Origin of the sequence: Ensifer sp. ENS02, from assembly GCF_014851885.1 — a bacterium.
Lineage (GTDB): Bacteria > Pseudomonadota > Alphaproteobacteria > Rhizobiales > Rhizobiaceae > Ensifer > Ensifer adhaerens.
The window spans coordinates 372408-386772 of the sequence record NZ_JACVAO010000007.1; the positions used below are offsets into that span (position 1 = coordinate 372408).

Here is a 14365-nt window from a genome sequence, read left to right on the forward strand (position 1 = left end):
CACCATGTCCGAAGAACCTGGAAAGACCCGTAGCTGAATGACCGACAATCCTGAGACCGAAACCGGCGCCAGCGCCGAATATGGTGCCGATTCCATCAAGGTGCTGAAGGGCCTGGATGCCGTACGCAAGCGGCCGGGCATGTATATCGGCGACACCGACGACGGCTCCGGTCTGCACCACATGGTGTACGAGGTGGTGGACAACGCGATCGACGAAGCGCTTGCGGGCCATGCCGACATCGTGACGGTGTCGCTCAATCCGGACGGCTCGGTGACGGTAACCGACAACGGTCGCGGCATCCCGACTGACATCCATAAGGAAGAGGGCGTCTCGGCGGCCGAGGTCATCATGACCCAGCTGCACGCCGGCGGTAAGTTCGACCAGAACTCCTACAAGGTTTCGGGCGGCCTGCACGGCGTCGGCGTGTCGGTGGTCAATGCGCTTTCGGTTTCGCTCAAGCTGAAGATCCGGCGCGCAGGCAAGATTCACGAGATGAGCTTCACCCACGGTGTCGCTGACGGCTCTCTCGCCGTTACCGGCGACGCCGGCGATGAGACCGGGACCGAGGTGACGTTCCTGCCGAGCAGCGAGACCTTCACCAAGACCGAGTTCGACTACAACACGCTCGAGCACCGCTTGCGCGAACTCGCGTTCCTGAATTCAGGCGTTCATATCATCCTCACCGACAAGCGCCATTCGGACATCCGCAAGGACGAGATGATGTACGAGGGCGGTCTTGAGGCCTACGTCGCCTATCTCGACCGCGCGAAGAAGCCGCTGGTGCACAAGCCGGTATCGATCCGCGGCGAGAAGGACGGCATCACCGTCGAAGTGGCGATGTGGTGGAACGACAGCTATCACGAAAACGTGCTCTGCTTCACCAACAACATCCCGCAGCGCGACGGCGGCACGCATATGGCGGGCTTCCGTGGCGCGTTGACCCGGCAGGTCACGTCCTATGCCGATACGTCCGGCATTACAAAGAGAGAAAAGGTCACGCTCCAGGGCGAGGACTGCCGCGAAGGCCTGACGGCCGTACTTTCGGTCAAGGTTCCCGATCCGAAATTCTCGTCGCAGACCAAAGACAAGCTGGTGTCGTCGGAAGTGCGACCGGTGGTCGAAAGCCTCGTCAACGAGGCGCTCAGCACCTGGTTCGAAGAACATCCGACCGAAGCCAAGATCCTCGTCGGCAAGGTGGTCGAAGCCGCTGCCGCCCGCGAAGCTGCCCGCAAGGCGCGCGAACTGACGCGCCGCAAGGGCGCGCTCGACATCTCGTCGCTGCCGGGCAAGCTGGCGGACTGCTCCGAGCGTGACCCGGCAAAGTCCGAAGTCTTCCTGGTGGAAGGGGACTCGGCGGGTGGTTCGGCCAAGCAGGGCCGGTCGCGCGAAAACCAGGCGATCCTGCCGCTGCGCGGCAAGATCCTCAACGTCGAGCGTGCGCGCTTCGACAAGATGCTGTCGAGCCAGGAAATCGGTACGCTGATCACCGCGCTCGGCACGTCGATCGGCAAGGACGAGTTCAACGCCGACAAGCTGCGTTACCACAAGATCATCATCATGACGGACGCCGACGTCGACGGCGCCCACATCCGCACCCTGCTGCTCACTTTCTTCTTCCGGCAGATGCCGGAACTGATCGAGCGCGGCCACATCTATATCGCCCAGCCGCCGCTCTATAAGGTGACGCGCGGCAAGTCGGCGCAGTATCTCAAGAACGAGCAGGCGCTCGAAGACTACCTGATCTCGATGGGTCTCGAGGAAGCGACGCTGCAGCTTGAATCGGGCGAAGTCCGCGCCGGGCAGGACCTGCGCGAGGTGATCACCGATGCCCTGCGCTTGCGTAACCTCATGAACGGGCTTCACTCGCGCTATAATCGGGCGATTGTCGAGCAGGCGGCCATCGCCGGCGCGCTGAACGTCGAGCTCAACGGCCAGCGCGACGAGTACGAAAAGACCGCCGCGGAGATCGCACGTCGTCTCGACGTGATCGCCGAGGAAACCGAGCGCGGCTGGACCGGCACAGTTACCAGCGAAGGCGGGTTGCGGTTCGAACGCATGGTTCGCGGCGTCAAAGAATTCGCCGTACTCGACATGGCGCTTATCGGTTCGTCCGATGCCCGCTATATCGACCAACTGGCGTCAAAGTTGAAAGAGATCTACTCGGCACCGCCGGTATTGCGTCGCCGTGACGGCGCGCAGGAGGTCAGCGGCCCGCGTGCGCTTCTCGACGCGATCTTTGCCGCTGGCCGCAAGGGCCTGTCGATGCAGCGCTACAAGGGTCTGGGTGAGATGAACGCCGAGCAGCTCTGGGAAACGACGCTCGATCCGAACGTCCGCTCGCTGCTGCAGGTCCGGGTTACCGACGCCACCGACGCGGATGGCCTGTTCTCGCGTCTGATGGGAGACGAGGTCGAGCCGCGTCGCGAGTTCATTCAGGAAAATGCGCTGAGCGTCGCAAACCTCGACATCTGATCGAGGCCCATGCGGAGACATAAAGAAAATCCCGGCCTCAGAGCCGGGATTTTTTGTTGGTGCTTCATTCGCCCTTGAACTGCCCCTCGAAGGCGAATTCGCCGACCGGCTTGCGTTGGCTCGGGATTTCGCGTGCGCGCAGATCGTCCGGCAAGGTCGAGGAATCGGCAAGCCGGCCGATCGCAACGGCGGCTTCGACCCGGTAGTGCTCGGGAACATTCAGGGCGTGCATCGCCTTGTCGCGATCGATACCGGCCATGCCATGGGTGTGCCAGCCCGCGAGCGAGGCCTGCAAAGCGAGGCTGTACCAGGCCGCCCCAGTGTCGAAGGCGTGGGTATAGGCGTGCCGCATCTCGCCGTTCTGCGCTGCATTATGCGTTCTTGAAATCACGATCAGAAGTGCTGCCGCGTTCTTCGCCCAGCGCTGGTTTCCCTCGTCGAGCGTGTCGAGCAGCACCGGGAAGCGATCTGTGCCGCGGCGCGCATAGACGAAGCGCCAGGGTTGCCGGTTGCTGGCAGACGGCGCCCAACGCGCCGCTTCGAAGAAGGAAAGCAGGGTTTTTTCGTCGATTTCCTCATTGGTGAAGGCGCGGGGCGACCAGCGCTCGATGAACATGGCATCGATCGGATGGTCAGCTTTTCTGTTGTCGGTCGCCGTCATGGACAAGCCTCTTCTCGGTGTCGCGTGAACCTGGGAACGCCGCTGGACCGACTGGCGGCCCATGGTTTGATTCGTTTCGAACGCTACATGAGGACGGATGGCGAAGAAACGGGTTGGATGCATGGAAACGTGAGCGCCCGCGCGCCTTGTGCGCTTCAGGAAATTGCAGAAACGGCGATTTGAGGTCATTGCCGTTTCCAAGAAAAAAGTTGTATAAGTTCTGTAGGATTTGAGAGAGGACGGATCATGTCGTTTAAAGACCCATCATTGTTTCGCCAGGCAGCCCTCGTTGGCGGCGCGTGGATCGAGGCGGACGCGGCGAACGCGATCGAGGTGAACAACCCGGCGACGGGCGAGATCATCGGCCGGGTGCCGAAGCTCGGCGCCAAGGAAACCAGGGCTGCGATCGAGGCCGCGCGCATCGCCCAGAAGACCTGGGCAGCGCGCACGGCCAAGGACCGCGCCGGCGTGCTGCGCAAGTGGTTCGAGCTGATGATCGAGAACAAGGACGATCTCGGCCGCATCCTGACGCTGGAGCAGGGCAAGCCGCTCACTGAGGCGACCGGCGAGATTGTCTACGGTGCAAGCTTCGTCGAGTGGTTTGCCGAAGAGGCGCGCCGCATCTATGGCGACCTGATCCCCGGCCATCAGCCCGACAAGCGCATCCTGGTCATGAAGCAGCCGATCGGCGTCGTTGCGGCGATCACGCCCTGGAACTTCCCCAATGCGATGATCACCCGCAAGGCCGGCCCGGCCTTTGCCGCCGGCTGCGCCATGGTGTTGAAGCCGGCTGCCCAGACGCCGTTCTCGGCGATCGCCATTGCCATTCTGGCCGAGCGTGCCGGCCTGCCGAAGGGCCTCTTCAGCGTCATCACCGGTTCTGCCCGTGAGATCGGCGCCGAGATGACCTCGAACCCGGTCGTGCGCAAGCTCACCTTCACCGGCTCGACGGAGGTGGGCGCCGAGCTCTATCGCCAGAGTGCTGCCACCATCAAGAAGCTCGGGCTGGAACTCGGCGGCAATGCGCCGTTCATCGTCTTCGACGATGCCGATCTCGATGCCGCGGTCGAAGGCGCGCTGATCGCCAAGTTCCGCAACAACGGCCAGACCTGCGTGTGCGCCAACCGCATCTATGTGCAGGACAAGGTCTATGATGCCTTCTCCGACAAGCTCGCCAAGGCGGTCGCCAAGCTGAAGATCGGCAACGGTCTCGACGAAGGCGTGATCCTTGGCCCGCTGATCGACAAGGCGGCGCTGGAAAAGGTCGAGGAGCATATCGCCGATGCGACGTCGAAGGGTGCGCGGGTGATCCAGGGCGGCAAGCGTCACACGCTCGGCGGCACCTTCTATGAGGCGACGGTTCTGGCCGACGTCACCCAGGAGATGGCGGTTGCGCGTGAGGAAACCTTCGGGCCGGTCGCGCCGCTCTTCCGCTTCACCGACGAGGCGGATGTGGTCGAGCAGGCAAACGACACCGAATTCGGCCTTGCCTCCTATTTCTACGCCAAGGACCTGGCGCGGGTGTTCCGGGTCGCCGAAGCGCTGGAATACGGCATGGTCGGCGTCAACACCGGGCTGATCTCGACGGCGGAAGCGCCGTTCGGCGGCGTCAAGCTTTCAGGCCTCGGCCGCGAGGGCTCGCGCTACGGCATCGAGGAGTTCACCGAGATCAAATACGTCTGCCTCGGCGGCGTTGCGTAAGATACGGTGCCCAATCTGAAAAACCGGCCGGAAAGTTCTGGCCGGTTTTTTTCTTTGCCGGTAGAAATCTCGTGATTGGGGGATTGAGGCATCGCTCGTCCCGTCGCATAGCAGGAGGAGACGACCCATGCCGGCACCGAAGAACCCTTTCAAAGCAGCCCTGCGCGAAAACCGCTTCCAGCTTGGGCTCTGGGTGGCGCTAGCCAGCCCCTATGCGGCCGAAGTGGTGTCCGGCAGCGGCTATGACTGGCTGCTCATCGACGGCGAACATGCGCCGAACGATATCCCGCTGCTGTCCGCACAGTTTCGTGCCGTCTCCGCATCGGCGAGCCACCCGATGGTTCGCTTGCCGGTGGGCGATACCGTGCTGATCAAGCAGATCCTCGATACCGGCGTGCAGACCCTCCTGATCCCGATGGTCGAGAGCCTGGCGCAGGCGCAGCAGTTGGTGCGCGCCACCCGCTATCCGCCCCATGGTATTCGCGGCGTCGGCGCCGCCCTCGGGCGGGCCTCGGAGTTCGGCCGCATCGGCGACTATCTTCAGACCGCCGGCGACGAAATCTGCCTGATCCTGCAGATCGAGAGCCGCGCAGGTCTTGCCGCCATCGACGAGATTGCCGCGCTCGATGGCGTCGACGGCCTGTTCATTGGTCCCTCCGATCTGGCGGCCGACATGGGTTACCTCGGCAAGCCGGGTCATCCGGAGGTGCGCGCGGCGATCGCCGACGCGTTCGAGCGCATCAAGAAGGCCGGCAAGGCGCGGGGCATCATGACGCTCGATCTCGAACAGGCGCGAGACTATCGCGAGATGGGCGCCGATTTCATGGCGATCGGCACGGATGTCACCTCGCTCGTGCGCGCGACGACGGCATTACGCCAGGAGTTTCTCGGCGAGGCGACGTCGGTTCCGAAAAAGCAGGAATCCGGCTACTGATCGCAAATTGCCTGGAGCTCAGGCATGGCTACGCCGGGGCTCCAGCGCCGCAAATCGACGATCCGCCGTTCGATCTTTTCGCGATGATGATTGGCGATATCGCCTAGGCGGTGGTTGAGGAACGGGTTTCTGAAGCGTTCCAGCGTCGCGGTCACATAGTCTGCCGCTTCGCTCTCCAGGCCTTTTGCGGCAAAGGCGGGGATCACTTCGGATTGGTAGATTTTGTCCAAGTGCGCGGCAATGCCGGGGTCGGCCAGGATTTTCCGAACGGTCTCGTTCTGGTCGCGACCTTGCCTAAGCCAGAGCTCGGCGAGCACCGTGTGGCCGAGATTGAGAATGTGAAGCTTCAGCTTCTCGTAAGGCGTCAGGTCAGCCACGAGCTTCACGCACGGATGGATGCAAGGGAGCCGCAGGCCGGACTGGTTTTCGATCGCCCAGAGCGCATAAGGTTCGGCAATTGCACCGGCAGGCTCGAGCGGCTCGGAGACGATGCGGTCGACCAGCGTGTTGGCCCAGACGACATCCTTGTCCAGCCAGTCGATAAAGGCGCTGTTTCCCATCCGCTCCACCGCGAGCCGCAGCATCAGCGCCTTCAACACGTCGCCGTTGCGCGACACGAGCTCGCAAGGAAGAATCGTCAGCGGGCGTTGGGCCGCGTCGAAACGCGCCTTCAAGAGCAGGAGCAGCTTACCCGGAAAGGAAAGCGGAATGTCGGTTATCACGTCGTTGTCGCCGACCTGGTAACCCGTGTCGCCGGTGTTGGAGATCAGGATTTCGGCTTCCTCGGCGACAATCGCCCGGATCTCGCTCCAGTTTTGGGCGGTCGAAAGCGCGCGCGCCACGCTTGTCACTCGCTGCGTCGCGTTGATCGTCTCGCCTTCCTGGATGCCACGGATGATGACAGGAAAGCCTTCCGGCCGGGCAAGGGCTGCAAGGCGTCCAGACCGTTCGCTCGACCCTGTCGTTTGCACGATCGTGATCGGACCGGGCGCTTCCCCCTTCGTCAACGCTTCGCTGATGAAGAGGTCGGCATGCGCCTGAAGGAAACGGCTCGTCCCGAATTGCACGATCGGCGTCGGCATGCATAGGCTCCGATAGCTGGCTATGGAATGGATTGGAGAAGGGTTTCGCGAGCGGACTGAAGGTGTCGCCGGCAGGCCTGTTCCGCCTTGGCCGGGTCGTGCGAACGCAGTGCTTCGATATAGGCGAGGTGTTCTTCGAGCGCGCGGGCGTTGCGCTGGCGGGCATTCGTCTTGTTCCACTGGTAGTGATAGTGGAAGACGATCGCAATGATGTCGTAGAAATCGACGATGAACCGGTTGCTCGATGCCTTGTGTACCAGCAGGTGAAACTGCTCGTCGAGCTCGGAGAACTCCCGGTAGCGATTGTCGATGTCGGCGAGGATGTCCCGGTGCAGAGCCTCGATCTCCCGAAGCTCATCCCACGCCGGATGGTTGTCGGGCAAAGAGACAAAGCGCGCGGCCGAGCGCAGTTCGAACATCTCGCGCACTTCCGTTAGTTCCAGCGCGAATTCGCGAGTGAAACCCTTGAGGATCCAATGGCTGTTCGGCCGCTTCTCGATCAGGCCGAAGCGGCTGAAGCGGATCAGGAATTCACGCACGCTGGTCGTGCCGGTTCCAATGTCGCGCGCCAGTTCCAACTCGTTGATCTGCATGCCCGGCTCGGCGCCGCCGGCGAGAATCCGGCGCATGAAGCTGCGCTCGATGATCTCGGCGAGTGAATCCGTCTCTTCCGTCGGAAAATAATCGTCGGGCCGGGGTTGTCGCAGCACGCTCTTTTTGCGCTTGTCCCAGGCAATCAGCTGCAGTTCCTCGAAGCGGCTGAGGATCGCGCGCACCGTCGTCCGGCTGACGCCGAGCATCTGTCCGAGTTCTGGCTCGGAGGGCAGCGAGGATGTGTCCGCCAGCAACTTCAGGCAGCGGTTATAGGCATCCTTGAAGACGGTGTTCTGCTTTGCCATGGGCGACGTCCGGATCGTTCGAAGTTTTCTGCGCTTACGCGGAAGGCTCCTCTATCCCGTCGCTCCGGTTTTGTCTGCGTCTGTCATCCACATCTGTTCCTCCCAAGTCGCTCCGGGGCGTCTCGGCCTGCCGCCGATGTTTTCGCTATAATACCCATTGACGGCTATCTGTCTATTGTAGATAAAAGACAGAACGAAAATCATTTGGGAGAAACCGGGTGTCTGCGCCGTCCACCATCCTGCTCGCACCGGAGGACAATGTCGTCGTGGCGACGCTGGCGATTGCCGCTGGCGACGCCCTGCCGAACAATGTTCATGCAGCAGCGAAAGTCGATGCCGGCCACAAGATCGCGATCCGCCCGATCCGCGCCGGCGAGCCGGTCGTGAAATACGCCCAGGCGATCGGCCGGGCGACCGCCGATATCGCGCCGGGCGACCACGTGCACTCCCACAACCTCGCCTTCGACACGGATCGCTTGGCGATCAGCCCACAGGGGGTGCCGGAAGCGGCAAGCGATGCCGACAAGGCCCGCACCTTCATGGGCTATCGAAGAGGTGATGGCCGGGCAGCGACGCGCAACTACATCGGTGTCGTCGCCAGCGTGAACTGTTCCACCACGGTCTGTCGCGCCATCGCCGAGGAGGCGAACAGGCGCATTCTCCCGAGATATGAGGGTATCGATGGTTTCGTGCCGATCGTGCACGATCAGGGCTGTGGCATGTCCTCGACCGGCGACGGCATGGCCAATCTGCACCGCACGCTCGCCGGCTACGCCCGCCATGTCAATTTCGGCGGCGTTCTGATGGTCGGCCTCGGCTGCGAGGTCAACCAGTTGACGCTCTATGGTCAGAGCGGCGCCGGCGCGGAGAAACGTCATTTCAACATCCAGGAAGCCGGCGGCTCGCGTCGATCCGTTGAAAAGGCGCTGGGCATTCTCGAGGAAATTGCGGCCGAAGTCGGCAAGGAACGTCGTATTGCGATCCCGGTCAGCGAGATCATCGTCGGTTTGCAATGTGGCGGTTCGGATGGGCTTTCGGGCATCACCGCAAATCCGGCGCTGGGTGCTGCGGTCGATATCCTTGCCGCGGCCGGCGGCACGGCGATCCTCTCCGAGACTTCGGAAATCTATGGCGCCGAGCACCTGTTGCGCAGCCGTGCAGTCAACGAAGCAGTGGCGCTGAAACTTGATGGGCTGATTGCCTGGTGGGAGAGCTATGTGGCGATGCATGGCGCCTCGCTCGACAACAATCCTTCGCCGGGCAACAAACGTGGTGGCCTGACCACGATCCTCGAAAAATCGCTCGGTGCCGTCGCCAAGGGCGGCCGCTCGCCGCTGAACGCGGTCTACCGTTATGCCGAACGCGTCACCGAGCACGGGCTCGTCTTCATGGATACGCCTGGCTACGACCCGGTATCGGCCACTGGCCAGGTCGCCGGCGGCGCCAATGTCATTGCCTTTACCACCGGTCGCGGCAGCTGTTTCGGCTGTCGGCCCGCGCCGTCGATCAAGCTTACCAGCAACACGGCGCTCTACCGGGCGATGGAAGAGGACATGGATATCGATTGCGGCGTGATCGCTTCGGGGGAGGCGAACATTGCCGGGCTTGGCCGCGAGATCTTCGACCTGATCATCGAGACCGCTTCGGGCCGCAAGACCAAGAGCGAGCTTTTCGGCTACGGCGATAATGAGTTCGTGCCCTGGCATCTGGGCGCAACGCTCTAAGTACGTAGGCATCCTTGGAGGAGGAAACGGGGAAATGCAGACGAGACGGATCGGTCGAACCGACCTATCGGTGACCGAGTTTAGCTTCGGCGCCGCCGGTCTTGGCGGCCTCTACCGCGAATGCACCCGCGAGTCGGCGATGGCGACCCTCGACGCTGCCTGGCAGTCGGGCATGCGCTACTTCGACGTTGCGCCCTTCTACGGCCTCGGCCTTGCCGAGCGCCGCGTCGGCGACTTCCTGCGCGATAAGCCGCGCGACCAGTTCGTGCTCTCCACCAAGGTCGGCCGTCTCCTGCATCCGGTGCCGCAAGACAAGGTGCCGGACTATTCCTATGTGAAGCCGCTCAATTTCGACGTCACCTACGACTACAGCTATGGCGGCATCATGCGCTCGGTCGAGTTCAGCTACGCCAGGCTCGGGCTCAACCGCATCGATATCCTCTATGTGCATGATATCGGCGTCTATACCCATGGCGCCGCCCGCAATGCGATCTATCTGCGGCAGTTGCTGGAGGGCGGCCTCAAGGCGTTGGAGGAGCTGAAATCCTCGGGAACGATTGCGGCCTATGGTCTTGGCGTCAACGAAGTGCCGGTCTGTCTCGACGTCCTGCGCCAGGCCGATCTCGACTGCATCCTGCTCGCCGGGCGTTACACCTTGCTCGACCGGTCGGCTGTCGCCGAGCTGCTGCCGCTCTGCGAGAAGAAGCAGACTTCGCTCGTCGTCGGCGGGGTCTTCAATTCGGGCATCCTGGCGACGGGACCGGTCGAAGGCGCGCATTTCGACTACATGCCGGCAACGGAAGATATCCGGCAAAAGGTCGGTGCCATGGACGCGGTCGCCCGCGGCATGAACGTGCCGCTTGCCGCACCCGCCATGCAGTTTCCGCTCGCCGGTCCGCAGGTCGCCTCGGTGCTGCTCGGCACCGCCAAGCCGCAGAGCCTGGCGCGCAACATGGCGCTCGTCGAGCACCGGTTTTCCGCCGCCGATTTCGCCGCCTTCGAGCCGTTCACACTGGTCGCACCGGAGCTCGGGGACGAGCCGGTTCGGGTTTAACGGACGGCATTAAAGCGCCGTCTGAAATGCTGTTCCGGCAGCTTGCCAAGCCGGGATTGTCGTATTAGCATTCCAATATGTTTTTTATCGATAAAAGGTCGATAAGCCAGCACCTGCGATCGATCTCCAAGAAGTGGAACATGGTGCACCAAGAGGAGAAACCTGGGATGAGCATTCTGAAAAGCAGCCTTACCCGTCGCGCCTTTACCGCCTTGGCCGGCGCCGCGATGATCGCCGGCATGTCGCCGGTCGCCTCGTTCGCACAGGACGTGACGATCCCGATCATCGTCAAGGATACCACGTCCTTCTACTGGCAGATCGTGCTCGCTGGCGCCCGCGCCGCCGGCAAGGATCTCGGCGTCAACGTACCGGAACTCGGCGCTCAATCCGAATCCGATATCAACGGCCAGATCAGCATTCTCGAGAACGCGGTTGCGGGCGCGCCGGCTGCCGTCGTCATTTCGCCGACGGAATTCAAGGCGCTCGGCAAGCCGATCGACGAGGCGGCAAAGGCCGTTCCGATCATCGGCATCGACTCCGGTGCCGACTCCAAGGCCTTCTCGTCGTTCCTCACCACCGACAACGTCCAGGGCGGCCGCATCGCTGCCGATGGTCTCGCTGCGGCGGTCAAGGAAATGAGCGGCAAGGAAGAGGGTGAGATCGCCATCATCACCAGCCTTCCGGGCGTCGGCTCGCTCGACCAGCGCCGCGAAGGCTTCCTCGATCAGGTCAAGACCAAGTATCCGGGCTTCAAGGTCGTCGTCGACAAATATGCCGACGGCCAGGCGACCACCGGCCTCAACATCATGACCGACCTGATCACCGCCAATCCCAACCTTGTCGGCGTCTTCGCGTCCAACCTGATCATGGCGCAGGGTGTCGGCCAGGCAATTGCCGAAAACAAGCTCGGCGACAAGATCAAGGTGATCGGCTTCGACAGCGACGACAAGACGGTCGGCTTCCTCAAGGAAGGCGTTCTGGCCGGTCTCGTCGTTCAGGATCCCTATCGCATGGGTTATGATGGCGTGAAGACGGCGCTCGCGGTCTCGAAGAAGGAGAAGGTCGAGGCGAATGTCGATACCGGCGCCAATCTGGTGACCAAGGCCAACATGGCCGAGCCGAAGATCGACGCTCTCTTGAACCCGAAGGTCAAGTGACGACGGCTGCGGTGGGCGTTGAGCCCGCCGCACCCGCTTGCGGCCGGAACGAGGACCGGCCGCAAGCGATCTCTGCGATGGGAGGAATGCGCAGATGACCGATTTGCAAGAGGCACGCGACGGGAGGACCGAAGGACTGCATGTGGCGACACGCCATCCGGTTCCGAAAGGCGAGCCTATCCTGGAGCTGCGCGCCCTGCAGAAGAAGTATGGCGCCGTCGAAGCCTTGAAGCCGGCGTCGCTGACCTTTCTTTCCGGTGAAGTTCACGCGATCGTCGGTGAGAACGGGGCCGGCAAGTCGACGCTGATCAAGCTTCTGACCGGCGTCATCAAGCGCACGTCCGGTGAAATCTTCTGGTGCGGAAAACCCGTTCAGCTTGGCACGCCGCAGGAGGCGATTGAGCGCGGTATCAATGCCGTGCACCAGGAGGTCGTACTTTGCGCGCACCTGTCGGTCGCGGCCAATATGTTTCTCGGCGACGAGATCAATCGCAACGGCCTGATGCGCAAGCGCGCCATGACCGATGCGGCACAAAGCGTGCTGGATGATCTCGGCTTTAACCTGCCGGCCGGTGCCGTGCTTGGTAGCCTGACGATCGGCCAGCAGCAGCTTGTCGCCACGGCACGCGCGGCCATGCGCGGCACGCAGTTTCTGATCTTCGATGAGCCGACCGCCTATCTCACCCGCCAGGAATCGGCACAGCTCTTCCGGTTGATCCGAAGGCTGCAGGCCGAAGGCGTGACGATCGTCTATATCAGCCATCGCATGGAGGAAGTGTTCGAGCTTGCCGACCGTGTCTCGGTGCTGCGTGACGGCACCCATGTCGGCACCCGCAAGATCGGCGAGACCAATGAGGCGGAACTGATCGCGCTGATGATCAACCGCACGATCGAGCAGATCTATCACAAGGAGCATTTTCCGCCCGGCGAGATGATCGTCGAGACGCGGAACCTGAGCGGTCCCGGTTTCCAGGATGTATCGCTGACGGTGCGCGCCGGCGAGATCGTCGGCCTCTACGGGCTGATCGGCGCGGGACGCAGCGAGTTTGCGCTCGGCCTCTATGGCCGGCACCGACCAACGGCTGGAGAGATCTACTGGCAGGGCCGCAAGGTTGAGATCGCCAGCGAGCGTAAGGCCATGGACCTCGGTATTGCGCTTGCGCCGGAAAGCCGGCGCGACCAGGGCCTCTGCCTCAACCTGCCGATCGGCCTCAACATCAATCTGCCGGTTTTCAACCGGCTGACACGCGGTCTGACGATCAATGGCCAGCAGGAACGGGAAAACGCCGACCGCCAGATTCGCGACCTGAAGATCAAGACGCCGTCACGCCGGGTGCTGGCCTCCGCCATGTCCGGCGGCAACCAGCAGAAGATCGTCATCGGCAAGTGGCTGAGCCACGGCGCCAAGCTTTTCATCTTCGACGAGCCGACGGTCGGCGTCGATGTCGGAACCAAGGCGGAAATCTATCGCCTGTTCGCGCGGCTTCTGGAGAACGGGGCGGGCATCATCCTGATCTCGTCCTATCTGCCCGAGGTCTACGAACTGGCGGACCGGCTGCACGTGTTCCGGCGCGGGCGGTTGGTCGCCAGCCACGACTATCGCGCCGCGAGCCATGAGGAAGTGCTGACGCAGGCAATTGGCGTTTGAACCGATAAAAACAAACTTGAGGATGCAGGGAGGTAGACGATGAGTGCGGAAACGGTGGAGAGCGGCGCCAGCGCGGCACCACGCAAGGGCGTGAGCATTCTGTTCGGCCTTACCCTCCTGGGGTTGCTTCTGTTCCTCTGGCTGCTGTTGGGCTTCGCGACCAACAGTTTCTGGACGCCCAACAACATCAGCAACCTGCTGCGCCAGGGGGCGATGACGGCGATCCTTGCGGTTGGCCAGACCTTCGTCATCATCACCGCCGGCATCGACCTTTCGGTCGGTGCCGTGGTCGGCTTCACCAGCGTTATCGTCGCCTGGCTGCTGGCCGCCGGCGTGCCGCTCTGGATCGCCATCATCCTCACGCTCGCCTTCGGTGTCCTGATCGGCGCGTTCCACGCCTTCGGCATCGTGCGCATGGGCCTACCGCCCTTCATCATCACGCTGGCGACCCTGACCTCGCTCCGCGGTATCGGCCTCTTGATCACCAATGGCTCGACCATTTCGATCACCAATGAGGCCTTCACCAATTTTTCGCGGGCGGATTTCCTGGGCGTTCCCAGCCTGTTCTGGATGGTGATCGTGGTGGCGATCCCGGCCTATGTCTTCCTGCATTTGAGCCGCTTCGGCCGCTATCTCTTCGCCGTCGGCTCCAACAGTGAGGCCGCCCGTCTCTCCGGCGTCAACGTCCACCGCACGATCTATCTGGCCTACATCCTGTCGTCGACCTGCGCTGCCTTCGTTGGCCTGCTGCTTGCCTCGCGCATCGGCATCGGCAACGCCACCCAGGCCGAGGGTTGGGAACTGCAGGCGATCGCTTCGTCGGTCATCGGCGGCACCAGCCTCTTTGGGGCCGTCGGCTCGGTGCACGGGCCGCTGCTCGGCGCCTTCATCCTCGCAACGATCAACAACGGCGCCAACCTGTTGAACGTCAACTCGTTCTGGCAGCGCATCATCACCGGCGCGCTGATCATCGTCATCGTCTATTTCGACCAATTGCGTCGCCGCAGCGCCCGCTAGGCGCTGCCGTACTCG

Annotated in this window: 11 protein-coding genes; 8 read left to right on the plus strand and 3 right to left on the minus strand. The window is 62.6% G+C overall.

From position 1 onward, the window contains the following. Positions 1 to 37 precede the first annotated feature (37 nt). On the plus strand, positions 38 to 2473 hold the full coding sequence (gyrB, locus tag IB262_RS17415; RefSeq protein WP_112977254.1) for a DNA topoisomerase (ATP-hydrolyzing) subunit B: 2436 nt from the start codon (positions 38 to 40) through the stop codon (positions 2471 to 2473). Positions 2474 to 2537: 64 nt separating this feature from the next. Here gyrB and IB262_RS17420 read toward each other — a convergent pair whose 3' ends face one another. After that, complete coding sequence (locus tag IB262_RS17420; protein ID WP_112977255.1) at positions 2538 to 3134, minus strand: nitroreductase family protein; 597 nt, start codon at positions 3132 to 3134, stop codon at positions 2538 to 2540. A gap of 246 nt (positions 3135 to 3380) precedes the next feature. Here IB262_RS17420 and gabD point away from each other — a divergent pair, with 246 nt between their 5' ends. Beyond that, on the plus strand, positions 3381 to 4835 hold the full coding sequence (gene gabD / locus IB262_RS17425; RefSeq protein WP_112977256.1) for an NADP-dependent succinate-semialdehyde dehydrogenase: 1455 nt from the start codon (positions 3381 to 3383) through the stop codon (positions 4833 to 4835). Between the two features lie 127 nt (positions 4836 to 4962). After that, the gene (gene hpaI / locus IB262_RS17430; protein ID WP_060608968.1) at positions 4963 to 5769 is read left to right on the plus strand and encodes a 4-hydroxy-2-oxoheptanedioate aldolase; all 807 of its coding nucleotides are present in this window, start codon (positions 4963 to 4965) and stop codon (positions 5767 to 5769) included. Here the strand turns inward: hpaI and IB262_RS17435 are convergent. Both IB262_RS17435 and IB262_RS17440 read right to left on the minus strand, forming a co-directional pair. Continuing rightward, positions 5763 to 6851, minus strand: a complete 1089-nt coding sequence (locus IB262_RS17435; RefSeq protein ID WP_112977257.1) for a mannitol dehydrogenase family protein — start codon at positions 6849 to 6851, stop codon at positions 5763 to 5765. The two genes, hpaI and IB262_RS17435, sit on opposite strands and share 7 nt — an antisense overlap. Before the next feature lie 20 nt (positions 6852 to 6871). Continuing rightward, positions 6872 to 7750 carry a GntR family transcriptional regulator gene (locus IB262_RS17440; protein ID WP_034801634.1) on the minus strand — a complete coding sequence of 293 codons (879 nt, stop codon included), beginning with the start codon at positions 7748 to 7750 and terminating at the stop codon, positions 6872 to 6874. A 218-nt stretch (positions 7751 to 7968) separates the two neighbouring features. Between IB262_RS17440 and IB262_RS17445 the strand changes: the two genes are divergently transcribed. The 5 genes from IB262_RS17445 (at position 7969) to IB262_RS17465 (ending at position 14350) form a co-directional block, all read left to right on the plus strand. Next, the gene (locus IB262_RS17445) at positions 7969 to 9474 is read left to right on the plus strand and encodes an altronate dehydratase family protein (protein WP_112977258.1); all 1506 of its coding nucleotides are present in this window, start codon (positions 7969 to 7971) and stop codon (positions 9472 to 9474) included. A gap of 34 nt (positions 9475 to 9508) precedes the next feature. Continuing rightward, positions 9509 to 10528: an aldo/keto reductase gene (locus IB262_RS17450; RefSeq protein ID WP_112977259.1), complete on the plus strand. Its 1020-nt coding sequence runs from the start codon at positions 9509 to 9511 to the stop codon at positions 10526 to 10528. A 167-nt stretch (positions 10529 to 10695) separates the two neighbouring features. Beyond that, positions 10696 to 11685, plus strand: coding sequence for an ABC transporter substrate-binding protein (locus IB262_RS17455; protein ID WP_034801640.1), 990 nt, complete (start codon positions 10696 to 10698; stop codon positions 11683 to 11685). Between the two features lie 94 nt (positions 11686 to 11779). Next, positions 11780 to 13333, plus strand: coding sequence for a sugar ABC transporter ATP-binding protein (locus tag IB262_RS17460; protein ID WP_034801642.1), 1554 nt, complete (start codon positions 11780 to 11782; stop codon positions 13331 to 13333). 39 nt (positions 13334 to 13372) lie between these two features. After that, a complete protein-coding gene (locus IB262_RS17465; protein WP_034801644.1) occupies positions 13373 to 14350 on the plus strand; it encodes an ABC transporter permease in 978 nt (325 codons plus the stop codon). Positions 14351 to 14365: the final 15 nt, after the last annotated feature.